At 65.5% G+C, this 23,074-nt stretch carries 17 protein-coding genes; 3 read left to right on the forward strand and 14 right to left on the reverse strand.

The features are described 5' to 3' along the window. Window positions 1-25 precede the first annotated feature (25 nt). From glmM to rlmE, 4 genes are all read right to left on the reverse strand, one after another. Complete coding sequence (gene glmM, locus D1793_RS14330; RefSeq protein ID WP_119022761.1) at window positions 26-1,381, reverse strand: phosphoglucosamine mutase; 1,356 nt, start codon at window positions 1,379-1,381, stop codon at window positions 26-28. Next, window positions 1,381-2,166 carry a dihydropteroate synthase gene (folP, locus tag D1793_RS14335; RefSeq protein ID WP_119023701.1) on the reverse strand — a complete coding sequence of 262 codons (786 nt, stop codon included), beginning with the start codon at window positions 2,164-2,166 and terminating at the stop codon, window positions 1,381-1,383. Before folP ends, glmM begins: the two co-directional genes overlap by 1 nt. A 153-nt stretch (window positions 2,167-2,319) precedes the next feature. Next, a complete protein-coding gene (ftsH, locus tag D1793_RS14340; RefSeq protein ID WP_119022762.1) occupies window positions 2,320-4,311 on the reverse strand; it encodes an ATP-dependent zinc metalloprotease FtsH in 1,992 nt (663 codons plus the stop codon). Between the two features lie 224 nt (window positions 4,312-4,535). Then, window positions 4,536-5,246, reverse strand: a complete 711-nt coding sequence (gene rlmE, locus D1793_RS14345) for a 23S rRNA (uridine(2552)-2'-O)-methyltransferase RlmE (RefSeq protein ID WP_119022763.1) — start codon at window positions 5,244-5,246, stop codon at window positions 4,536-4,538. A 164-nt stretch (window positions 5,247-5,410) separates the two neighbouring features. Here rlmE and yhbY point away from each other — a divergent pair, with 164 nt between their 5' ends. Further along, window positions 5,411-5,737, forward strand: coding sequence for a ribosome assembly RNA-binding protein YhbY (gene yhbY, locus D1793_RS14350; protein WP_086510465.1), 327 nt, complete (start codon window positions 5,411-5,413; stop codon window positions 5,735-5,737). Between the two features lie 105 nt (window positions 5,738-5,842). On the opposite strand, the gene greA is transcribed toward yhbY, so the two are convergent. The 4 genes from greA to dapB form a co-directional block, all read right to left on the reverse strand. Next, complete coding sequence (greA, locus tag D1793_RS14355) at window positions 5,843-6,319, reverse strand: transcription elongation factor GreA (protein WP_086510466.1); 477 nt, start codon at window positions 6,317-6,319, stop codon at window positions 5,843-5,845. Continuing rightward, complete coding sequence (gene carB, locus D1793_RS14360; protein WP_119022764.1) at window positions 6,316-9,546, reverse strand: carbamoyl-phosphate synthase large subunit; 3,231 nt, start codon at window positions 9,544-9,546, stop codon at window positions 6,316-6,318. The genes greA and carB overlap by 4 nt, the downstream gene beginning before the upstream one ends. Window positions 9,547-9,596: 50 nt before the next feature. Further along, window positions 9,597-10,742: a glutamine-hydrolyzing carbamoyl-phosphate synthase small subunit gene (gene carA / locus D1793_RS14365; protein WP_205527556.1), complete on the reverse strand. Its 1,146-nt coding sequence runs from the start codon at window positions 10,740-10,742 to the stop codon at window positions 9,597-9,599. 310 nt (window positions 10,743-11,052) lie between these two features. Beyond that, window positions 11,053-11,856 (reverse strand): 4-hydroxy-tetrahydrodipicolinate reductase, encoded by an 804-nt coding sequence (gene dapB / locus D1793_RS14370; RefSeq protein ID WP_119022766.1) that lies wholly within the window; start codon window positions 11,854-11,856, stop codon window positions 11,053-11,055. Window positions 11,857-11,988: 132 nt separating this feature from the next. Between dapB and D1793_RS14375 the strand changes: the two genes are divergently transcribed. After that, window positions 11,989-13,965 (forward strand): MBL fold metallo-hydrolase, encoded by a 1,977-nt coding sequence (locus D1793_RS14375; RefSeq protein ID WP_119022767.1) that lies wholly within the window; start codon window positions 11,989-11,991, stop codon window positions 13,963-13,965. Here D1793_RS14375 and D1793_RS14380 read toward each other — a convergent pair. From D1793_RS14380 to D1793_RS14395, 4 genes are all read right to left on the reverse strand, one after another. Next, window positions 13,962-14,873 (reverse strand): DMT family transporter, encoded by a 912-nt coding sequence (locus tag D1793_RS14380; protein WP_119022768.1) that lies wholly within the window; start codon window positions 14,871-14,873, stop codon window positions 13,962-13,964. The genes D1793_RS14375 and D1793_RS14380 overlap by 4 nt on opposite strands. Before the next feature lie 202 nt (window positions 14,874-15,075). Beyond that, the gene (locus tag D1793_RS14385; RefSeq protein WP_119022769.1) at window positions 15,076-18,189 is read right to left on the reverse strand and encodes an efflux RND transporter permease subunit; all 3,114 of its coding nucleotides are present in this window, start codon (window positions 18,187-18,189) and stop codon (window positions 15,076-15,078) included. Continuing rightward, window positions 18,186-19,304, reverse strand: a complete 1,119-nt coding sequence (locus D1793_RS14390; RefSeq protein WP_205527557.1) for an efflux RND transporter periplasmic adaptor subunit — start codon at window positions 19,302-19,304, stop codon at window positions 18,186-18,188. The genes D1793_RS14385 and D1793_RS14390 overlap by 4 nt, the downstream gene beginning before the upstream one ends. A gap of 43 nt (window positions 19,305-19,347) precedes the next feature. Further along, window positions 19,348-19,914 (reverse strand): TetR/AcrR family transcriptional regulator, encoded by a 567-nt coding sequence (locus D1793_RS14395; RefSeq protein WP_119022771.1) that lies wholly within the window; start codon window positions 19,912-19,914, stop codon window positions 19,348-19,350. A gap of 78 nt (window positions 19,915-19,992) precedes the next feature. On the opposite strand from D1793_RS14395, the gene D1793_RS14400 reads away from it, so the two are divergent. Then, a complete protein-coding gene (locus tag D1793_RS14400; protein ID WP_240407678.1) occupies window positions 19,993-21,387 on the forward strand; it encodes an efflux transporter outer membrane subunit in 1,395 nt (464 codons plus the stop codon). Between the two features lie 64 nt (window positions 21,388-21,451). On the opposite strand, the gene D1793_RS14405 is transcribed toward D1793_RS14400, so the two are convergent. Then, the gene (locus tag D1793_RS14405) at window positions 21,452-21,733 is read right to left on the reverse strand and encodes a DUF2218 domain-containing protein (protein WP_086510472.1); all 282 of its coding nucleotides are present in this window, start codon (window positions 21,731-21,733) and stop codon (window positions 21,452-21,454) included. A gap of 175 nt (window positions 21,734-21,908) precedes the next feature. Continuing rightward, window positions 21,909-23,060, reverse strand: a complete 1,152-nt coding sequence (gene dnaJ, locus D1793_RS14410; RefSeq protein ID WP_119022772.1) for a molecular chaperone DnaJ — start codon at window positions 23,058-23,060, stop codon at window positions 21,909-21,911. Between the last annotated feature and the right edge of the window lie 14 nt (window positions 23,061-23,074).

Raw genomic sequence — 23,074 nt, forward strand, 5'->3', positions numbered from 1 at the left:
GCCCTGTCAAGACAACCGGCCCCGCTCAGCCCAGTAGCGACTCGACCTCGGCGGCGATGCGTCGCGCCAGGCCGTCCACATCCAGGTGGGGACGCCCCTCCACCATCACGCGAATCAGCGGCTCGGTGCCGGAGGGGCGCAGCAGCACGCGCCCCTCGTCGCCCAGCTCGGCCTCCACCTCGGCCACCACCGCCTGGAGTTCCGGCCGCTCCATGAGCAGCGCCGCCTTGCTGCCCGGCGTGAGCCGCACGTTCACCAGCGCCTGGGGCGCCTTCTCCAGGCCGGCCAGCAGGCGCTGCAGCGGCTTCTCCTCGCGCACCATGATTGCCAGCACCTGCAGCGCCGAGACAATGCCGTCGCCGGTGGTCTGCACGTGGCCACAGACGATATGGCCCGAGGATTCGCCGCCCAGTTGCCAGCCCTTGGCGGCCAGCCGCTCCATCACGTAGCGGTCGCCCACCTTGGCGCGCTCGAAGGGCACGCCCATCTCCTCGAAGGCCGCCGCCAGGCCGAAGTTGGACATCAGGGTGCCCACCACGCCGCCGCCCAGCTCGCCGCGGGCGTGGCGGTCACGGGCGATCAGGTAGAGGATGTCGTCGCCGTCGATCTCGCGACCGTCGGCATCCACCAGCAGCACGCGGTCGCCGTCGCCGTCGAAGGCCACGCCGAGGTCGGCGCCCTGCTGGATCACCGCCGCGCGCAGTGCCGCCGGGTGGGTGGAGCCGACCGCCTTGTTGATATTGAGGCCATCGGGGCTCGCGCCGATCAGGCTCACCTCTGCGCCCAGCTCGCGGAACACGCTGGGGGCGATGTGGTAGGTCGCGCCGTGGGCGCAGTCCAGCACCACCTTCAGGCCCGTCAGGCTCACCCGATCCGGCACCGTGGACTTGCAGAACTCGATATAGCGGCCGGCGGCATCGTCGATGCGCGCCACCTTGCCCAGCTGGTCGGCCGCCACCGTGGTCAGCGGCTCGTCGAGCATCGCCTCGATCTCCCCCTCGAGGGCATCGTCCAGCTTGGTCCCGGCGGTGGAGAAGAACTTGATGCCGTTGTCGGCGAAGGGGTTGTGGGAGGCCGAGATGACGATCCCGGCATCGGCACGGAAGGTGCGGGTCAGGTAGGCGATGCCGGGCGTCGGCATGGGGCCGAGCAGGGCCACGTCGACGCCGGCGGCGGAGAGCCCCGCCTCCAGCGCCGACTCGAACATGTAGCCGGAGATCCGGGTGTCCTTGCCGATCAGCACCCGCGGGCGACGCTTGCCGCCGCGCGCGGCCAGCACGCGGCCGGTGGCCCAGCCCAGCTTGAGCATGAAATCCGCCGTGATGGGGGGCTCACCGACGGTTCCGCGGATTCCGTCGGTGCCGAAATAGCGTCGTGTCATCAGCATCCTTCCTTGAGTACGGCCCAGGTCATGTTCACCGCATCCACGCTGGGGGCCACGTCATGGACACGCAGGATGCGGGCGCCACGCTCCACCGCCAGGGCCGTCAGCGCCAGCCCCCCGGGCAGGCGCTCCTCCACCGGACGCTCCAGCACCTTGCCGATCATGCTCTTGCGGGACATGCCCACCAGCAGCGGCAGCTCGAGCACCGCCAGGCGCTCCAGGCGATTTAGCAGGCGCAGGTTGTGCTCCACGGTCTTGCCGAAGCCGAACCCGGGGTCGACCAGCAGGCGCTCGCGGCGCAGGCCGGCCGCCTCGCAGGTGGCGACCCGCTCGGCGAGGTAGTCGACCACCGCTTCCTCGATGGGCACATCATAGCGGGGCGCCTGCTGCATGTCGCGGGGCTCGCCCTGGCGATGCATCAGGCAAACCGGCAGGCCCGTGCCGATTGCCGCGGCCAGCGCGCCCTCGCGCTCCAGGGCGCGCACGTCGTTGATCATGCCGGCCCCCAGGGCCGCGCTCTCGCGCATCACCTCGGGGCAGCTGGTATCCACCGAGACCAGGGCGTCCAGCTCGCGCACCAGGGCCTCCACCACCGGCGCGACCCGGTCGAGCTCCTGCTGGGAAGAGACCTCATCGGCGCCGGGGCGGGTGGACTCGCCGCCCACGTCGATGATCGCCGCCCCCTCGGCCAGCATGCGCTCGGCGTGGCGCAGGGCGTCATCCAGGGCCACATGGCGGCCGCCGTCGGAGAAGGAGTCGGGGGTGACGTTGAGGATCCCCATCACGCGGGGAAAGCTGAGGTCCAGCCGGTGGCGGCCGCAGGCGAGGGAGGCAAGGGTCGAAGTCATCATGGCTCGTGGTGGCGGGAATCGGGGCTCATAATCGCACAGGCGCCCCACGATGGGGGCGCCTGTCAGGGGGTGGACGCTGCGGCTTCAGGAGCCGGCCGGGCCGCCCAGCGGGTCGGAGGGACGGCGGCGGGGCTCGTCGTCCTCCTCGTCGCCGCCGGCCTCATCCTCGGGGGTGGCCTCGGGGGTCGCCTCGGCGGCAGGCTCGTCGGTCACCGGTGCCCCGGGACCGGAGGAGTCGCCATCCTCCCAGTCCTTGGGCGGACGCGGATCGCGCCCCTCCATGATGTCCTTGAGCTGGTCGGCATCGATGGTCTCGTACTTCATCAGCGCCTCGGCCATGGCGTCGAGCTTGTCGCGGTTCTCCTCGAGGATGGTGCGCGCCTGCTCGTAGCACTCGTCGATCACCTTGCGCACCTCCTTGTCGAGGCGCGAGATGGTCTCGCCGGACTTCAGCTTGCCGCCGCCCTGGCCCGGACCGCCGAGGAACTGGTGGGACTCGTCCTCGTCGTACATGATCGGGCCCATCTCGTCGGAGAGGCCCCACTTGGCGACCATGTTGTGGGCAAGCTCGGTGGCGCGCTTGATGTCGTTGGAGGCCCCAGTGGTGACCCCGTTCGGGCCCAGGGTCATCTCCTCGGCGATGCGGCCGCCGAACAGCGAGCAGATCTGGCTGAGGATCTGCTGACGCGACAGGCTGTAGCGATCCTGCTCGGGCAGGAACATGGTCACGCCCAGGGCGCGACCGCGGGGGATGATCGTCACCTTGTAGACCGGGTCGTGCTCCGGCACCACCAGGCCGATGATGGCGTGGCCCGACTCGTGGTAGGCAGTGTTGAGCTTCTCCTTCTCGGTCATGACCATGGAGCGGCGCTCGGCGCCCATCATGATCTTGTCCTTGGCCAGCTCCAGCTCCTCCATGCCCACCAGGCGCTTGTTGCGGCGCGCGGCGAACAGCGCCGCCTCGTTGACCAGGTTGGCCAGGTCGGCGCCGGAGAAGCCCGGGGTACCGCGGGCGATCAGCGACGGCTTGACGTCGTCGGCCAGCGGCACCTTGCGCAGGTGCACGTTGAGGATGTGCTCGCGGCCGCGGATGTCGGGCAGCGGTACCACCACCTGGCGGTCGAAGCGGCCCGGGCGCAGCAGCGCCGGGTCGAGCACGTCGGGGCGGTTGGTGGCGGCGATGACGATGATGCCCTCGTTGGCCTCGAAGCCGTCCATCTCCACCAGCAGCTGGTTCAGTGTCTGTTCGCGCTCGTCGTTGCCGCCGCCCATGCCGGCACCGCGCGAACGGCCCACGGCATCGATCTCGTCGATGAAGATGATGCAGGGGGCCTGCTTCTTGGCCTGCTCGAACATGTCGCGCACGCGGGACGCACCCACGCCGACGAACATCTCGACGAAGTCGGAGCCGGAGATCGAGAAGAACGGCACCTTGGCCTCGCCGGCGATGGACTTGGCCAGCAGCGTCTTACCGGTGCCCGGCGGCCCCACCATCAGCACGCCGCGGGGAATGGTGCCGCCCAGGCGCTGGAACTTGGAGGGGTCGCGCAGGAAGTCGACCAGCTCCTCGACCTCCTCCTTGGCCTCGTCGCAGCCGGCGACATCGGCGAAGGTAGTCTTGATCTGATCCTGGGAGAGCAGCTTGGCCTTGGACTTGCCGAAGCTCATCGGCCCGCCCTTGCCGCCGGCGCCACCCTGCATCTGGCGCATGAAGAACATGAAGATGGCGAGAATCAGCAGGATCGGGAAGCTGGCGATCAGCAGCCGCGTCCACAGGCTCTGCTCCTGGGGCTCCCTGCCGACCACGGTGACGTTGTTGGAGAGCAGATCGTCGATCAGCTTGGGATCCTCCGCCGCCGGCCGGATGGTCTGGAACTGCGAACCGTCGGCCCGCTCACCGGTGATGCGGTAGCCGTCGATGGTCACGCTGCGGATCTGCTGGTTCTGCACCTGCTGGACGAACTGGGAGTAGTTCATCGACTGCGGTGTCGTGTCGACGGTGAAATTGTTGAACACCGTCAGCAGCACGGCTGCGATGACCAACCAGAGAATCAGATTCTTCGCCATATCATTCAAGGGTCTACCCTCATTGCAAGCTACTCTCGGCCAACGATGCCTGGCTCTAAGACCACGAATGGAGAGGCCATGTTCCGCCTCGCGGGCCGTACCCGCACCATCCCACACTGTGGCACAGTTGGGCGGCCATGTCTGGCCATAGCGCTATTAGTCTAAAGCTATTGTCGATCGCCCAGGGCCGGCGCCGCCGCACCCTGGCTCGTGTCGTCGGGCCGAGCCGCGGCTCAGCCCCGAAATCCGTCTGCCAGCAGGTAGACTTCGCGCGAGCGGGCGCGGGACGCCTCCGGCTTGCGTGTCACCACCTTGGCAAAACTCTCGCGCAGCTCCTTCAGATAGGCATCGAAGCCCTCGCCCTGGAACACCTTGGCCAGGAAGCGACCGCCGGGGCGCAGGGTCTGGCGCGCCAGGTCCAGCGCCAGCTCCACCAGGTACATGGCCTGGGGCTGGTCGATGGCGCTCATACCACTCATATTGGGGGCCATGTCGGACATAACAAGGTCCACCGGCCTGCCATCGAGGACGGCGAGTATCGCCTCCAGCACGGCCTCCTCGGTGAAGTCGCCCTGAATGAACTCGACGCCGGCCAGGGCATCCATCTCGAGGATGTCCGAGGCGATCACCATGCCTTCAGGGCCTACGCGGTCGGCCGCCACCTGACTCCAGCCGCCCGGGGCCGCGCCCAGGTCGATCACGCTCATGCCGGGCTTGAACAGCCGGTCCTTCTCGTCGAGCGCCAGCAGCTTGTAGCTGGCACGGGAGCGATAGCCGTCCTGCCAGCTCTGCTGCACGAAGCGGTCGTCGAAGTGCTCCTTGAGCCAGCCGGCGCTGCTCTTGCTGGCACTGCTCTTGCCTGCGCTGCCCTTACTGGCACCAGGCCGCTGGCGGCGCGAGCCGTCGGATGCGCCGTTGCGGGACGAGGAAGTGGATCGAGCCACACGATCACCTTGACTGAAGACGCCGAGCAGAGCGCAGACATGCCGGCCCGGTTCGGTATGATGCAGAGCTGGACGAGGGCCCGGTGGGCCTTGCCATGCTTTCGCCGGCGCGCATTTCACCGTACCATGGCAGGTTACGCGCAACCGGGAAGACGCAAGATACCATGAGCTTGTCACAGGCACAAAAGAAAGCATTTCGCAGCATCGGCCACCACCTCAACCCGGTGGTGACGGTGTCGGAGAACGGTGTCTCCGAGGGGGTGCTGGCGGAACTCGACCGGGCGCTCGCCGATCATGAACTGATCAAGGTGAAGCTGGCCCTGGCCGAACGCGACGACCGCGCCGCCATGCTCGAGGAGCTGCTGGCGGCCAGCGGCGCCGAGCGCGTGCAGACCATCGGCAAGATGGCGCTGCTCTACCGCAAGAGCCCCCAGGCCAACCCGAAGCTCTCCAACATCAAGCGCTTCGAGAACCACCACGGCCGGCACTGAGACCAACCGGCAAGCCGCCGAGGAAAAGCCCAGAAAGAGCCAAGGGCTGAAAAAGCAAGCCCGCGACATGATGTCGCGGGCTTTTCCATGCCGGCTGGGCTCGGCTCAGCGGTGCTCGACGCTGGATATCTCGTACTCGACCTCGCCGCCCGGCGTGCTGACCACCACCACGTCGCCCTCCTCCTTGCCGATCAGGGCACGGGCAATGGGCGAGGTGACGGAGATCTTGCCGGCCTTGATGTCGGCCTCGTCCTCGCCGACGATCTGGTAGCTCACCTCCTCGTCGTTGCCGAGGTTGATCAGCTCCACGGTGACGCCGAAGATCACCTTGCCGGTCTGCGGCAGCTTGGCTACGTCGATCACCTGGGCGTTGGAGAGCTTGCTCTCGATCTCCTGGATACGCCCCTCGATGAAGCCCTGCTGTTCGCGCGCCGCGTGGTACTCGGCATTCTCCTTGAGATCGCCGTGTTCACGCGCCTCGGCGATGGCCGCGATCACTTTGGGGCGCGCCTCGCTCTTGAGCTCCTCGAGTTCCTTGCGCAGGCGTGCTTCGCCGGCAACGGTCATCGGGACCTTGTTCATTGCGTTGCTCCTGCATGCAGTTCCTGTAGCCGCCGCACCGTGATCTCGTTGCCATACTCCAGCGCCATGCAAACGGCACTCGCCCCTGCCAGGGTAGTGGCATAGGGCACCTTGCGGGCCAGTGCGGTGCGACGGATCACCGACGAGTCGTTGATCGCCTGGCGACCCTCGGTGGTATTGACGATGTAGGCGATGTCGTCGTTCTTGAGCAGATCGACGATATGCGGACGACCTTCATAGACCTTGTTGACGACCTCCACCTCGAGGCCAGCGGCTTCGAGGGCTGCGGCAGTGCCGCGAGTCGCGCACAGGGTGAATCCCAATCCTAGCAGAGAACGGGCGATCTCGATAACTCCCGCCTTGTCCGGTTCGCGCACCGAGAGGAACGCCTTGCGCTCGCCGGTCAGCGCCGGGATCGCCTCGCCGGCGCCCAACTGCGCCTTGTAGAAGGCCTCGGCGAAGGTCTCGCCCGAGCCCATCACCTCGCCGGTGGACTTCATCTCCGGCGACAGGATCGGGTCGACCCCGGGGAACTTGTTGAACGGGAACACCGCCTCCTTGACGCTGTAGAAGTGAGGCACGATCTCGCGGGTGAAGCCCTGCTCGGCCAGGGTCTTGCCGGCCATGCAGCGGGCGGCGACCTGGGCCAGCGAGGTACCGATGCACTTGGAGACGAAGGGGGCGGTGCGCGAGGCACGCGGATTGACCTCGATGACGTAGATCTCGTCGTCCTGCCACGCCAGCTGCACGTTCATCAGGCCCACCACGCCGAGCTCGACGGCCATGCGCTTGACCTGATCGCGCATCTCGTCCTGCACGTCTGCCGGCAGCGAGTAGGGCGGCAGCGCGCAGGCGGAGTCGCCGGAGTGCACGCCGGCCTGCTCGATGTGCTGCATGATGCCGCCGATCACCACCTCGTGGCCGTCGGAGACGGCATCGATGTCGATCTCGATGGCGGCATTGAGGAAGTGATCGAGCAGCACCGGGGAGTCGTTGGAGACCTTGACCGCATGGGTCATGTAGTTCTCCAGCTCGTCGGCGGAGTAGACGATCTCCATGGCGCGCCCGCCGAGCACGTAGCTCGGCCGCACCACCAGCGGGTAGCCGATCGCCTCGGCCTTGGCGAAGGCCTCGTCGAAGCTGCGCGCGGTGGCGTTGGGCGGCTGCTTGAGGCCCAGCTTGTCGATCATCTGCTGGAAGCGCTCGCGGTCCTCGGCGCGGTCGATGGCGTCCGGGGTGGTGCCGATGATGGGCACACCGGCGGCCTCGAGCTCGCGGGCCAGCTTGAGCGGGGTCTGGCCGCCGAACTGCACGATCACGCCGACCGGCTGCTCCTTGTCGGCGATCTCGAGCACGTCCTCCAGGGTCACCGGCTCGAAGTAGAGACGGTCGGAAGTGTCGTAGTCGGTGGAGACGGTTTCCGGGTTGCAGTTGACCATGATGGTCTCATAGCCGTCGTCGCGCATGGCGAAGGCGGCATGGACGCAGCAGTAGTCGAACTCGATGCCCTGGCCGATACGGTTGGGCCCGCCGCCCAGCACCATGATCTTCTGGCGATCGGAGACCTCCGCCTCGCACTCCTCCTCGTAGGTGGAGTACATGTAGGCGGTGTCCGAGGCGAATTCGGCGGCACAGGTGTCGACGCGCTTGTAGACCGGACGAATCCCGGCCTTCTGGCGGGTCTTGCGGAACTCCTTCTCGGATACGCCGAGCAGCTTGGCCAGGCGTGCGTCGGAGAAGCCCTTGCGCTTGAGGCCAAACAGCTCCTGGGCGCTGAGCTCGGAGAGCGAGCGCTTGGCCACGTCGTGCTCGATGCGTACCAGGTCCTCCAACTGGACGAGGAACCAGGGATCGATCTTGGTCAGGGCAAAGATATCCTCCACGCTCATGCCGGCACGCATGGCATCGGCGACGTAGAAGATGCGGTCGGCGCCGGCGGCCTGCAGCTCACCCTTGATGTGCTGCATGGCCTCCTCGGTGAACTCGCTCACCTTGGGGTCGAGGCCGTCGTTGCCGGTCTCCAGGCCGCGCAGCGCCTTCTGCAGCGACTCCTGGAAAGTACGCCCGATGGCCATCACCTCGCCCACCGACTTCATCTGGGTGGTGAGGCGGTCGTTGGCCTGGGGGAACTTCTCGAAGGTGAAACGCGGGATCTTGGTGACCACGTAGTCGATGGCCGGCTCGAAGGAGGCCGGGGTACGCCCGCCGGTGATGTCGTTGGAGAGCTCGTCCAGGGTGTAACCCACCGCCAGCTTGGCGGCGATCTTGGCGATCGGGAAGCCGGTGGCCTTGGAGGCCAGCGCCGAGGAGCGCGACACCCGCGGGTTCATCTCGATGACCACCATGCGCCCGGTCTTGGGGTCGACGCCGAACTGCACGTTGGAGCCGCCGGTCTCGACGCCGATCTCGCGCAGCACCGCAAGCGATGCGTCGCGCATGATCTGGTATTCCTTGTCGGTCAGCGTCTGCGCCGGGGCCACGGTAATGGAGTCGCCGGTGTGCACGCCCATGGGGTCGAAGTTCTCGATCGAGCAGACGATGATGCAGTTGTCGTTCTTGTCACGAACGACCTCCATCTCGTACTCCTTCCAGCCCAGCAGCGACTCGTCGATCAGCAGCTCGTGGTTGTTGGAGAGTTCGAAGCCGCGGGTGCAGATCTCCTCGAACTCCTCCTTGTTGTAGGCCACGCCGCCGCCGGAGCCGCCCATGGTGTAGGAGGGGCGAATGATCACCGGGAAGCCCAGCGACTCCTGAATGCGCCAGGCCTCCTCCATGGTGTGAGCCACCTCGGCCTTGGGGCACTCCAGGCCGATGCGCTTCATGGCTTGGTCGAACAGGTCGCGGTCCTCGGCCTTGTTGATGGCGTCGGCGTTGGCACCGATCATCTCCACGCCGTACTTCTCGAGCACGCCATGCTTGTCGAGGTCGAGCGCGCAGTTGAGCGCGGTCTGGCCACCCATGGTGGGCAGGATGGCGTCGGGGCGCTCGGCCTCGATGATCTTCTCCACCGCCTGCCAGGTGATCGGCTCGATGTAGGTGGCATCGGCCATGGCCGGGTCGGTCATGATGGTGGCCGGATTGGAGTTGACCAGGATGACCCGGAAACCCTCCTCGCGCAGCGCCTTGCAGGCCTGGGCGCCGGAGTAGTCGAATTCGCACGCCTGGCCGATGACGATGGGGCCGGCGCCAATGATCAGGATACTGTTAATGTCGGTACGCTTGGGCATGGTGCTCCCCGCTTAAAAAGGTGACGAGTAGTGACGTTTCGGGGCTCGGCCTAGCGGCGGGCCTTCATCATCTCGACGAAGCGATCGAATAGCGGCGACACGTCGCGCGGTCCGGGGCTCGCTTCCGGGTGGCCCTGGAAGCTGAAGGCCGGGCGGTCGGTCAGCTCGATGCCCTGCAGCGTGCCGTCGAACAGCGAACGGTGGATGGCGCGCACGTTGCCCGGCAGGCTCGCCTCGTCGACGGCGAAGCCGTGGTTCTGGCTGGTGATCATCACGTGGCCGCTGTCGAGGTCCTGTACCGGGTGGTTGGCGCCATGGTGGCCGTGGTTCATCTTGACCGTCTTGGCGCCGGCGGCCAGCGCCAGCAGTTGGTGACCGAGACAGATGCCGAACACCGGCACGTCGGTCTCGAGGATCTCCTGGATCGCCTTGATGGCGTAGTCGCAGGGCGCGGGGTCACCGGGGCCGTTGGCCAGCAGGATGCCATCCGGATTGCGCGCCAACACGTCGCTGCCCGGGGTCTGGGCCGGCACCACGGTGAGGCGGCAGCCGCGAGAGGCCAGCATGCGCAGGATGTTGTACTTCACGCCGTAGTCGTAGACCACCACGTGGAAGGGGCGCTCGCTGCCACTGGCATCGACGTTACCCTGGCCCAGCACCCACTCTGCTTCGTTCCACTCGTAGGCCTGCTTGCAGCTGACCTCCTTGGCCAGGTCCATGCCCTTGAGCCCGGGGAAGTCGCGGGCCGCGGCCAGGGCGCGCTCGACGGCATCGTCGCCCTCGGCCTCGGCGCCGGCCAGGATGGCACCGTTCTGGGCACCCTTGTCGCGCAGGATGCGGGTCAGACGGCGGGTGTCGATGTCGGCGATACCGAGCACGTTGCGACTCTTCAGGTAGTCGGAGAGCGACTGCTCGGAGCGGAAGTTGCTGGCGATCAGCGGCAGGTCGCGGATCACCAGGCCGGCGGCCGCGATGCCGTCGGACTCGACGTCCTCGGCGTTGACGCCGGTATTGCCGATATGCGGGTAGGTGAGGGTCACGATCTGTCGGGTATAGGAAAGATCGGTGAGGATCTCCTGATAGCCGGTCATGGCCGTATTGAACACCACCTCGCCGCTGGTTTGCCCATCGGCGCCGATGGCGGTGCCGTGAAACACACTGCCGTCTTCCAGGGCCAGTATCGCGGGTCTGCTCAATGCGGGGCTGTTCAAGACAAGGTCCTCCCATGCTGATGCGAGCCTGAGGGGCGCAGGCTCGGCGGCTATCGTCGCGGCGACAGATTTGGCTCGTAAAAAAGCGGGACGAAGCCGATGGAACCGGTTTCATCCCGCTTGTTGTCTCTGTTTGCTCGGGGCTGGCCACGCAACAAGCGCGCAGTTGGACTGCTGTATTTCAGGCGCCCGGCCAAAATTTTGGAGATGTTACAGGATTCTCCCAACTTCGACCACCCCCTACTGCCCCAGAAGTGTTGGATTCCGCCGCACCTCAGGGGCGCCCCGGGGCAACTCAGAGACCCAGCACGTCCTGCATACCGTATCGACCGCTTTCCTGGTCGGCCACCCAGCGCGCCGCCCGCACCGCGCCCTTGGCGAAGGTCATGCGGCTCGAGGCCTTGTGGGTGATCTCGATGCGCTCGCCCTCGGTGGCGAACATCACCGTGTGCTCACCGACGATGTCGCCGGCGCGCACCGTGGCGAAACCGATCTCCTTGGGGTCCCGCGGCCCGCACTGGCCGACACGCTCGAACACGCCGTGCTCCTTGAGCGTGCGCCCCAGCGCCTCGGCCACCACTTCGCCCATCTTCAGCGCGGTGCCGGAGGGCGAGTCGACCTTGTGGCGGTGGTGGGCCTCGATCACCTCGATGTCGTAGCCCTCGTCGCCCAGCGCCCGGGCCGCGGTCTCGAGCAGCTTGAGGGTCAGGTTGACCCCCACGCTCATGTTGGGAGCGAAGACGAAGGGCAGCCGCTCGCGGTAGCCGTCGAGCTCGGCCAGCTCGTCGTCGGAGAGCCCGGTGGTGCCGATCACCATGCGCTTGCCGTGCGCCGCGCAGAAGGCCAGGTTGGCCAGCGTGACCCGGGGCGCGGTGAAGTCGATCAACACGTCGAAGTCGTCGACGATGGCGTCAAGGGAGTCCACCGCGGCGACACCCAGCTTGCCGAGCCCCGCCAGCTCGCCAATATCGGCCCCGGCCAGCGAACTGCCCGGCTCGACGATACCGCCGGCCAGGGTGGCGCCGGCATCCTCCTGCACGGCGTTGACCAGGGTGCGGCCCATGCGGCCGGCGACACCGACGATGGCGATACGGGTCATGCGGACTCCTGCGAAATCTGACGAGTGGGGATCGAGGCAGTATATCAGAGCCAGAGCCCGCCTGGCCGAGCGCTTGGGCAACGACGGCGGAATCGCCCACACTGGGCATGACGACACCACTCAAGGAACGCCATGTCTGAGTCGATGCCGCCCGACACCACCCGTGCAGCCGCCCTGCTCGAGCTGCTCGAACGTCATCCGCGCGTGCTGCTCACCGGCCCGCCCGGCAGCGGCAAGAGCACCCTGGCGCGGAGTACGGCGACAGCCCTGGCCGGGCGCGGCCAGGTGTGCCGCTGCCTGGCCGCCGACCCCGGTCTGCCCGGCTTCGGCCCGCCCGGCGCCGTGTGCCTGGGGCGCTGGGACGAGCGCCTGGGCGACTGGCAGTTGGAGGCCATCGAGGCGCTCGCTACCCTGGACAGCGCCCGCTTCCGCCTGCCGCTGACAGAAGCCGTACGTCGCATGGCCGCGCAGGTCGACGAGGGGCCGCTGCTCATCGACGCCCCCGGCGTGGAGCGCGGCATCGGCGGTGCCGAGCTGCTGCCGACACTGGCCGGCGCCGGCCGGGTGAGTGCCGTGGTACGCCTGGCACCGGCGCAGGTGAGCGACCCGTATCCGCATGAGCGCGCCACCCTCGGCCTGGCGACGCTGAGCCTGCCTGCGCACCCTCGGGCGCACCACCCCGGCAAGCAGCTGCGCCGCCAGTGGCGCACCGCCGCCTGGGATGAATATCTCCACAGCGCCGAGGCGCGGGAGCTCGAGCTGGCGGCACTGACCATCGTCGGCGCCCCGCCACCCGGCGACGTGCCGCATACCTGGCCAGGGCGTCAGATCGGCCTGCTCGATGCCGGCGGGGCGACCCTGGCCATGGGCGAAGCGTACGCTCTGGTGGGGGATCGGCTCAGCGTGCGCACTCCGCCCCTGACGGGCACGCCGCGTACCCTGGTGATTCGCGATGCCCGGCGCAGCGCCGAAGGACAGCTCGGCACGGCGCGCCCTCACCCTCGCTCCTCTGCCGCATCCGGTGAAGCGCCGGCGCTCTCGTACACTCCTCAGGAGAGCGCCACCGGCCCCCGCCCGGTGCTGCGCCTCGATAGCCTGCGCGCCACGCTGGTCAACGGCGTGTTCGGCGACCCGCTGCTGCACCTGCGCCTGCGCCACCGCAAGCGCAGTCTGCTGTTCGACCTGGGCGACCCCGGCCGGCTGCCGGCGCGGCTGGCCCACCAGATCAGCGACGTGTTCATCAGCCATGCCCATGTCGACCATATCGGCGGTTTCCTGTGGCTGCTGCGCTCGCGCATCGGCGACTACTCGGCCTGCCGGGTCTACGGCCCGCCCGGGCTAGCCGCTCACCTGGACGGCTTTCTGCGCGGCATCCTGTGGGACCGGGTCGAACAGAAGGCGCCTCGCTTCGAGGTCTTCGAGCTGCACGGCGAGCGCCTGGCCCACTATCGGCTCGTCGCCGGCCAGCCGATGCAGGCGCGCTCACCGCGCGAGGTCGACGACGGCGTGATCCACGCCGAGCCCAGCTTTCGCGTGAGAGCGATCACCCTCGACCACGGCACCCCGGTACTGGCCTTCGCCTATGAGCCGGCGACCCAGCTCAAGGTGCGCAAGGAGCGCCTGAACGCACACGGCTGGGCGCCCGGCCCCTGGCTCGGTGAGCTCAAGCAGCGCGCGCAGGAAGGCGGCGACGCAGGCGAGATCGCCCTGCCCGACGGCAGCCGTCAGCCCGTCGCCGGGCTGGCCGAGCAACTGCTGTTCGCGCAGCCAGGCCAGCGCCTGGTCTATGCCACCGACTTCGGCGACACACCCGAGAACCGCGAGCGCCTGTGTGCGCTTGCCCACGGCGCCGAGGTGCTGTTCTGCGAGGCTTCGTTTCGTGAAGACCAGGCCGAACAGGCCCGGCGCACCGGCCATCTGACCGCCCGCGCCTGCGGCGAAATCGCCGCCGCGGCCGGGGTCGGCCAACTGGTACCGTTCCACTTCTCGCGCCGTCACGTGGCGGACGTGAGCGAGCTCTACGCCGAAGTTGGCCGCCATTTTCCGCGGCTGGCCGCCACGCCGGGCAGCGAGAGCACCGACGAGCAGCACGACGACGTGGAAGGCTAGCCTGGCTCCCGCCTGCCGTCCTGGCGCAGCAGCAGCCCGATGGCGGTGAGCACCAGCGCGCTGCCCGGCAGCCAGTGCCAGCCGAGCTGCTCGGGGGCGGTGGCGAACAGCAGCAGCATGGAGACGAAGGGCACCATGTAGCCGTAGGCGGTCACGGCTCCCGGCGTGAGCACCGCCGTGGCGCGCTGCATCAACCAGAAGGTGAGCGCGCTGGAGAAGAGCCCGAGATAAACCACCAGGGCCAGATCGTGCCAGCGCATGGCGACGAGGTGGGTAGCCGGCTCGATGGCGAGCCCCAGCAGGCCGATGGCGATCCCGCCCAGCCCCAGACTCCAGAAAGTGCGCACCGCCGCCGACTCGGGCAGCCACTGCCGCGCCAGCCCCCACTTGCTCAGCACCGGGTAGAGCGCCGACGACACGCAGCCGAAGAAGAACACCGCCTCGCCGATCCCCACCCGCATGCCTTCACCGTGGCTGCGGGCCTCGGCGAAGGCGAGCGCCAATGCCCCGGCGGCGCCCAGCGCGAGAATGGCCGGCAGCTGCCAGCCCAGCCGCTCGACGCGAAAGCCCAGCCCCAGCAGGTAGGCCAGCAGCGGCACGGTGACGTAGAGGGTGGCCATGGAGAGCGCAGTGGCGTGATGGGCGGCCCAGAACATGGCGCCGAAGAAACCGGCCAGGCACAGCCCCATCAGCGTATAGAGCGGCAGCAGCCGCCAGGGCGGGAGGAAGTCGGACGAGCGCCGCGCCAGCCACCACAGCCCGGCACAGGCGATGGCGAAGCGCAGGCTGGTGAGCGACAGCGGCGGCAGCTCGCTCATCAGCCCCACGGCGGGAAACGACAGTCCCACCAGCAGGGCCCACAGCAGCATGCCGAGGTGGGCCAGGCGGGGCGACAGCGGGGTGCTCAATTTTCCCAGACGATGGCTAATGTTTCATCCAGTTGCATGACGTTGGAACTCAAGGGTCCTAGCCTGCACCACCCGATCACCCACCCGCCGACTGACTCACTCGCACTCTGCACACCTGAAACCGACATGCTCGCCTCCGTTCAGCGATATACCCGTCTATGCTAGCAACCTGTAGGCATCGGGTACCATTAAGCATGTGAGTTCAGCCCTCTACTGTCCGAGCCACGCCCAACCCGAATAACTTTCGGCTCCAGCCGGACAGCTTCCGGCTAAACAGTAGCTCATAAAGCACCGGCACCAGCCCAAGAGTGATCAATGTGCCGAGCAGCAGCCCCCCCATGATGGTCACGGCCATGCCAGTCCACAGTGTCCCACCGAACAGCAACAGCGGCACCAAGCCTACGATGCAAGTCAATTGGGTCATGAGTATAGGGCGCAGGCGTGCAACTGCTGCTGTAACAACTGCCTCGCGCCGCTTTCTTCCGACATTCCTCTCGGTTTCTATTCTCTCAAGCAGTAAGACGGCATTGCTGGTAATGATGCCGGCCAAGGAGAGCACACCGAAGCTCGCCATGAAGCCAAACGGCTCATTCGCAATGGCCAGCGCCGGCCCAACTCCGGCCATGGCAAACGGCATGCAGATGATGATCAAGGCAAGCTTGCGAAAGGAGCCAAACTGCCAAAGAAACAGTAACACCATGGCCAGAGCAGCAATTGGCAGATATTTCGCTAAAGGTTCATTGGACTCGGCTGCTTCTTCGATCTCACCACCCAGCTCAATGCGATAACCAGGTGGCAGCACGATGTCCTCGATAGCAGCTGAAACTCGGTCCGCCACCTGTTCTGCGGTATTCTGTGTGCTACGCCCCTTGACGGTTAGCGTGCGCTCCAGATTGCGGCGATGGATCGCCGAGGGCTCCCAGCTTAGGCTCGCAACGGCAATCGCGGATAGCGGGATTGGCAAGCTGCCGTCTACCGGATAGATCAGTGTGCTGGTTACATTTTCCGGCTCGGCACGCTCAACGTCACCACCCCGCGCAATCAAAGGTATGAACGTGTCATTGTCGCGCAGCATGGAAATCTCCACACCGCTATAGCGGCTGGCCAGCGCATCAGCGATACCCTGGCTGCTGACAGCCTGAATCTTGGCCTTGTCCTGGTCTATCTGAACGTCCACACGCGGCACGCGCGGCCCCCAGTCGTCTCGCACCTGTTCCATTGCAGGCTGGGAGCGAAGCGCCTTCTTTATCTGATTACCAATATCCCGCAGGACCTCCTCCTCAGGGCCTGAGACACGATAGACCACAGTGCCAGCATCGTTCTCACCTCGCGAAAAGCGCTTGATGTCCGCACGTACTGCGGGATGTTGTTGCGCCATCCAGTTTCGCGTGCGCGCCATGACCTTGTCGACGTCACTGGAATGAGCAACCGAAACGGTGAAGTAGCCTACATGAGAAGCCGGTAATGGTGGCGTAATTACCAACACGACACGAGGCCCACCTTCGGCCACGTAACCAATGCTAGTGGTCACCTCGGGGTTATGCTCCGGATCACTTAGCCATCGACTCAGGTCACGCACCACCTCCTGCGTCAGCCGTGAGTCACTACCCGGCTGCAGTTCAAGCTCAATTTGGAACTGGGGTCGATCTGAGGGGGGCAGAAAACCAGCCGGCTGGTTCGCCAGGATGACTAGCGACCCTGCCAATACCAGCGTCATCGCGGTCAAATACGGCCACTTGTGCTCCAGCACGAATTCGATCAGCCGAGCATAGGCCACACGGAAGCGGCTATGCTTCGGCGCGACGGCTGCATCATGCCTACCTCCCTTGAGGAAGCGGTAGCACAAGAGTGGAATCACCGTCAGACACAGCAACCAGGAACCCAGCAAAGCCACCGTGAGCACCACCACAAGGGGGCGCAAATATTCATTGGTTACCGAGTGACCGAAGAAGAAAGGCGAAAAGGCGAGAATTATGACCAATGACGAGGCCAGTAGCGGCATCGCCAGGGTGCGACAGGTTTCAATGCAGGCATGACGGCGCGCTTCTCCCGCGGCGAGGCGGCGCTGAATGTCCTCCACGATCACGATACTATTGTCCACCAATAGCCCCAACGCGATGATGATGGCAGCCATTGAGACGATATGCAGCTCGATGGCCAGCACACGCATTACCAGTAGAGTGGCGCAAATGGTCAGGGGCACGATACTTCCGGCCACAACACCGGCTCGCCAGCCGATGAACAGCACTACGACGATCATTACGATCACGATGGTTTGTACCATCGTATTGCCCATGCTGTTGATCTCTTGCTCGACCACGTCAGCCTGGAAGGTGACATAGTCTAGCGAGAAGCCGGCGGGTAGTAACGGTTTCAATTCTTCTACCCGATCCCGGACCGCCTGACCTACCCTCTGAATATTCTCGCCAGTGCGCATCGACACCCCAAGCACCACGGCCTTCTCGCCATGGTAGATAGCGGCGCTTTCCGGTGGATCAGGTGTCAGTACCTTGATCTGAGCGATATCTCCCAAGCGCACCATGGCCGGTGTCTCTACACCACTTCCTGCCGCCCCGGGCACACTCAACGCGAATTCGCGCAAATCCTGCAGCGAGCTCAGCTCACCCGACACGGCAAGGGAGCCATTCAATCCGGCCATTACGACCTGGCCACCTGACTGTGCGATGTTCTGCTCCTGCAACTGCTGCTGGATTTGAGGAATGGAAAGTCCTAGCCCCGCCAGGCGAGCACGGTCGAACTCGATATAGACACGCTCTTCCTGCAGGCCATGCATGCTTACCTTTTGCACACCCGGCACGCGATACAGCCCTTCTCGCAACTGCCGAAGCGGCGCCCGCATCTCGCTCATCGTAAAACCAGGTGCAGTGACGGCTAACGAGGCAATTGCCACGCTACCAAATTCGTCGTCGATCTGTGGCGGCAGGGTACCAGTTGGAAATTGTGGTACCGCCTCCTCTACCTTGGCCCGCATGCGCTGCCAGGCTGGCAGCATATCCCGCACCTCGTCGTGCAAGCTGACGTGCATTATCACGCTGCCGGCTCGCACTATGCTCCTCACAGTCTTGAGTTCTGGCAGCTGACGCAGCCGCTCCTCAAGCGGCCGTGCCACAAGTTGCTCCATGCGCTCCGCCGACATGCCGGGGTTGGCGACGAATATCATCGCATCGCGGATGGTGACGGTTGGCTCTTCCTGCGCGGGAAAGCTCAGGAAGGTGGAGACTCCACCCACCAGGATGAGCAGCGCCGCCAAGAGAGTGAAGCGGCTGGAATTCAATGCTGCAGTGGTGAGCTTCACTGGTGCACTCCCGTCAACAGGGTCTGCGCCTCATGAACGATGACCGACTGACCTTCATGCAGGAACGCGGTGCCTGCCACCACGACTTGCTCCCCCTCTCTCAGTCCCTCTGCAATGACAACACGCCCGTCAGGTTGCAGAGATCTCTCAGTGCGCACCGTGCGCCGCTGTAGCGTGCCTCCTTGGGCATCGATGAGGAATACGCTGGCTTTGCCCACTTCCGTGCCGGGCATAATGGCAGTGATGGGCAGGGTAACGGCCTGGTTGACCTGGCTGGCCAGCTCAATCGATACCGCCCCACCACTGCGGACATGCTCAGGGAATTGATCGACCCGGAAGATGGCCTGAACCAGCGAGCCCCTGTCACTGCGACTCGAGAGGCGTTCCAGCGTCAGTGCTAGCCTATCTCCATCGCTGTTGGCCTGTGCCTGCATGCCCGGCGCCAGCATAGCTGCCACCCGGTCCGGCAACATCACGACCACCTCCAGCTCACCCTCCGATTCCACCAGCAGGATCGGCTGCCCTGCCGCGACGTCGGAGTATGGTTCAACATTGCGTGCAGCGACCACGCCATCGAAGGGGGCAGTGATACGCATCAGCTCCAGATCACGTCGAGCCTCTTCTACAGCAGCTTCGGCGGCTTCCAATTGGCTCACCGCCTGCTGGTGGGCGGTTTGCACCGCCTGTAATGCAGATGCAGAAATCACCTGATTGCGTGCCAGCGTCTCGTGCTGACGCAGGTGGTGTCTGCGTTCGTCCAGCGTAGCGGCGGCGGCACTTCGCTCGGCCACCGCCCGGTCGAGGTGCCAGCGCGCGGGCGACTCATCGAGCCGCGCAAGCAACTGTCCCGCACGCACGCTATCTCCCACATCCACTCCTATGGCAACGACACGACCAGGTGACTCGAAGCCTAGGGCAGCACGCTGACGAGCTCGCAGCGTGCCTACAAAGCTATCGGCTCGGCTCTGGACGGTCTGGCCGACCACCTCAACCTTGACCGGCTTCGGTGGGGTCGTCGGTACCGTGGTCGAATCAGCGCAAGCCGAAAGCAACAACACGGCGAGAAGTGCAAAAAGCACCAACCTACCCTGACCGGGCATGGTGATTGGAATCATGAGGAAGGCCTTTGATGATCGCAGAGCGACGAGAGCGGTGGAGTCAGGGCAGCTCTCCAATCGCGTTTTCCAAGGCGTCGCGCATGGCCTGGCGCTGCTGTGCGCTGAACTGATGTAGCCCAAGAATCTCCAGTAGCGCGATACCATCAAGGGCCGCTGCCAGGATCATTACCATCCCGGCATTAGGGGCGTTGCTGAACGCCTCAAAGTCACGGGCGTAATACGCCTTTACCGGTTCGAGCAAATGAGGATAGGCAGCAGCAGCAGCCAACAAGTTGGTCAGCAGCGTGCGCTGCTCCTCTGACATGTCGAAGGTTTCGTCCAGTAACAGGGACAGCGCGTCCTTCACGGGGATCTCACCGGATCGCACAGCGTCCTGCATGCGGGTACGTACATCCCACTGCTCGACCATCCTCTCGATCAAGGCGCCAAGCAGGTCGTCGTGTGTCTTGAAGTGATAGATCAAACCACCCTTGGTTACTTTTGCCTCAGCCGCTACGGCATCGATGGTCAAGTTCTGCACACCGTATTTGGCAACGAGACCAGCGGCTGCATCGAGAAGCTTGTCACGCGAGCTTGAACGGCCCGGGCGCCGACGAGAGCCTGTCATGGGGATTCTCCATCTTCAAACTATACTATACGTATAGTATAGTTTCATGAAACTTCATGTCAACACAGCAGATCACTCATGACGATGCCTCCCCGCACCACTAGCTCCTACCCAACGCTCATGGTCATCGCACTCGCCACCATGACATTGAGCGGCTGTGCCACCCTGCCACCCAGTGGAATTTCAGGGGAGCCGGCCCTGGATGTTCCCACGCACTGGTCATTCACGGCTCCCGATGGTCAGGGAGTCGTCGTAGGAAACTGGTGGCACAGCTTTGGCGATCCGACACTGAACGCACTGGTTGATGCAGCACTTGATGCCAATCCCGACCTGGCAATCGCCGTAGCCCGCTTGGCCCAGGCACGCGCTCTGAGGAGCGGCGTCAGAGCGGAACGGCGTCCTAAAATTGACGCCGTTGCCGGCGCCGAGCGCGGGCGCAATAGCAGCGCGGAGCCAAAGACAGAGCGCACTGCTGTCGGCCTACGTGCAACCTGGGAAGTAGATTTGTTCGACCGCACCACCCTCGCAATGCGAGCTGCCGAAGACGATGCCGAAGGCGCTCTCCAGGCGCTACAGGCAGCCCGTATCTCCCTGGCAGCGGATGTTAGTACCGCTTACCTCGAGCTGCGTACACTGGCACAGCGCCTAACACTGCAGCGTGAAGCGATCCACATTGCGCAGCGGCAGATAGAGGTGTCACAGCACAAGCTCGCTGCAGGCCATGCCACTTCGTCGGACGTCGAGCACCGACGGCGGGAGTTGGCAGAGAAACAGGCGACAATGACGCAGCTCAATGGCGAATACCAAATGCAGCTGCACCGATTATCACTACTCCTGGGGGATGGCCAGGTGCCGCAACTGGAGAACCTGCATCTTCCTATCGCCTCCCCTGCTCCCCCCAGCCTACTGCTGCCCGTAGAGCTCCTGGAGCGCCGACCGGACGTATTGCACCAGGCGCATGCACTGGACGCCGCACTGGTACGTGCGGGCATGGCACGACGAGAGGTTTATCCTAGCCTGCAAATTGCCTGGCAGAGGGGGAAGGAGCGCATAGCTCAGGCAGGTGGTTCAGCTGCACCTCAACTGGTAATAGGCTACGGGCTATCCATCAGCCTGCCGCTGCTTGATGGCGGGCGTATCCGCACAAACATCGCGATACGGGAAGCCCAGGTGCAGGAAGCGATGGCTGTATATGAAAAGGCGCTTCTCGAGGCACTCATCGACGCCGAGACCGCACTCACCCAATGGTCGATGGCCGACGAGTCCTTGCTGGAGCGGCAGCGCGCTGAGTCTGCTGCAGCGATTGCCGCACGCAATGCGACCAGCCTGTACGAGGCTGGGATGGCAGATCTAGAGCTGGTGCTAGCAGCCCAATTGAGCCATCTGCACACCCGGGATGCGCTAGCACAGGCCATTGGGTCGCACGGGGTCGCAGCTATTGGCCTGCGTCGTGCTTTCGCTGGGGAAATTTAATCACCTCCCCGCCCTCCACCCGAGTGGCTAGCCGCAGGCAGCCACTCGGACACAAGAGCAGCGCTCAATTTTCCCAGACGATGGCCAGTTCCTCGTCGCCCGCCATGCGCTGCAGGTGGGAATCCACCACGCCCTCGAGGCGGTCGAGCACCTCATCGTCCAGCGCCTCGATGGCCACCAGCAGCTTGCCCGGCTCGACGCGCATGACGCAGGAGCCGCCCTCGAACGCCACGCGACTCTGCTCCTCGCCCTGCTCCACCTCCAGCTTGTGCGCCCAGTGCTTGCACAGCCGTTTCATCACCCTCGCCCCGGACTCGGTGGCGATCTCGGCACGCGACATCGGCATAGCAACGATCTCCATTCGTATCTGAGCCAACAGACTAAGATGCCGGAGCGGGTTGGCGCCAGCCCCGATGCGCAGCGCAGGGCGGAACGCCGGGTTCGAAGGAACCGTCCACGCCGAAAACGCAAAAGCCCCCGACACCGCAAGGGCTCGGGGGCTTGCGTGGCGCAGTTCCGCCTTACGGCTTCATGTCCTCGAAGAACTTCTTCACGCCGTCGAAGAAGCCGCTCTTCTTGGGCGAGTGGTGGGCGCTGTTGCTGCCCCCCAGGCTCTCCTGGAACTGACGCAGCAGCGCCTTCTGGTCTTCGCTGAGGTTGACCGGGGTCTCCACCACCACCTTGCACAGCAGGTCGCCGGGCGGACCGCCGCGTACCGGCTTGACGCCCTTGCCGCGCAGGCGGAACAGCTTGCCGGTCTGGGTCTCGGGCGGGATCTTGAGCTTGACCCGGCCGTCCAGGGTGGGCACTTCGAGCTCGCCGCCCAGCGCAGCGTCAACGAAGTTGATCGGCACCTCGCACTGCAGGTGCTTGCCGTCGCGCTGGAAGATGCGGTGCGGCTTGATCGCCACCTGCACGTAGAGATCGCCGGGCGGGCCGCCGTTGATGCCGGACTCGCCCTCGCCGTTGAGACGAATGCGGTCTCCGGTGTCGACCCCGGCGGGAATCTTCACCGACAGGGTGCGGGTCTCGCGCACGCGGCCTTCGCCGTGGCACTTGTGACACGGCACCTTGATGTGCACGCCGCTGCCGTGACAGGTGGGGCAGGTCTGCTGCACGGCGAAGAAGCCCTGCTGCATGCGCACCTGGCCGTGGCCGGCACAGGTGGGGCAGGTCTCCTTGGTGGAGCCAGGCTCGGCGCCCTCGCCGTCGCAGCGGCTGCACTCCACGTGACGCGGCACGCGGATGTCCACCGTGGTGCCGGCCACCGCACTCTCGAGGTCGAGTTCGAGGTTGTAGCGCAGGTCGCTGCCGCGCTGCGGCGCATGGGGGCTGCGCCGGCCGCCGCCGCCACCGAAGATGTCGCCGAACACGTCGCCGAAGATGTCGCTGAAGCCGCCGGCACCCGCGCCGCCGAAGCCGCCCGCACCGAAACCGCCGGCCTGGCCGTCCACGCCGGCATGGCCGAACTGGTCGTAGGCGGCACGCTTCTCGCCGTCGGAGAGGATCTCGTAGGCCTCGGAGACCTCGCGAAACTTCTCGGCGGCCTTGTCGTCATCCGGATTGCGGTCCGGATGGTACTTCTGCGCCAGCCGTCGGTAGGCCTTCTTGATCTCTTTGGTGTCGGCCCCTCGCTCGACGCCGAGCACCTCGTAATAATCGCGTTTGGACATGGGTCCATGCGCCT

Source organism: Halomonas sp. JS92-SW72 (genome assembly GCF_003547075.1).
GTDB classification, from domain to species: domain Bacteria; phylum Pseudomonadota; class Gammaproteobacteria; order Pseudomonadales; family Halomonadaceae; genus Halomonas; species Halomonas alkalicola.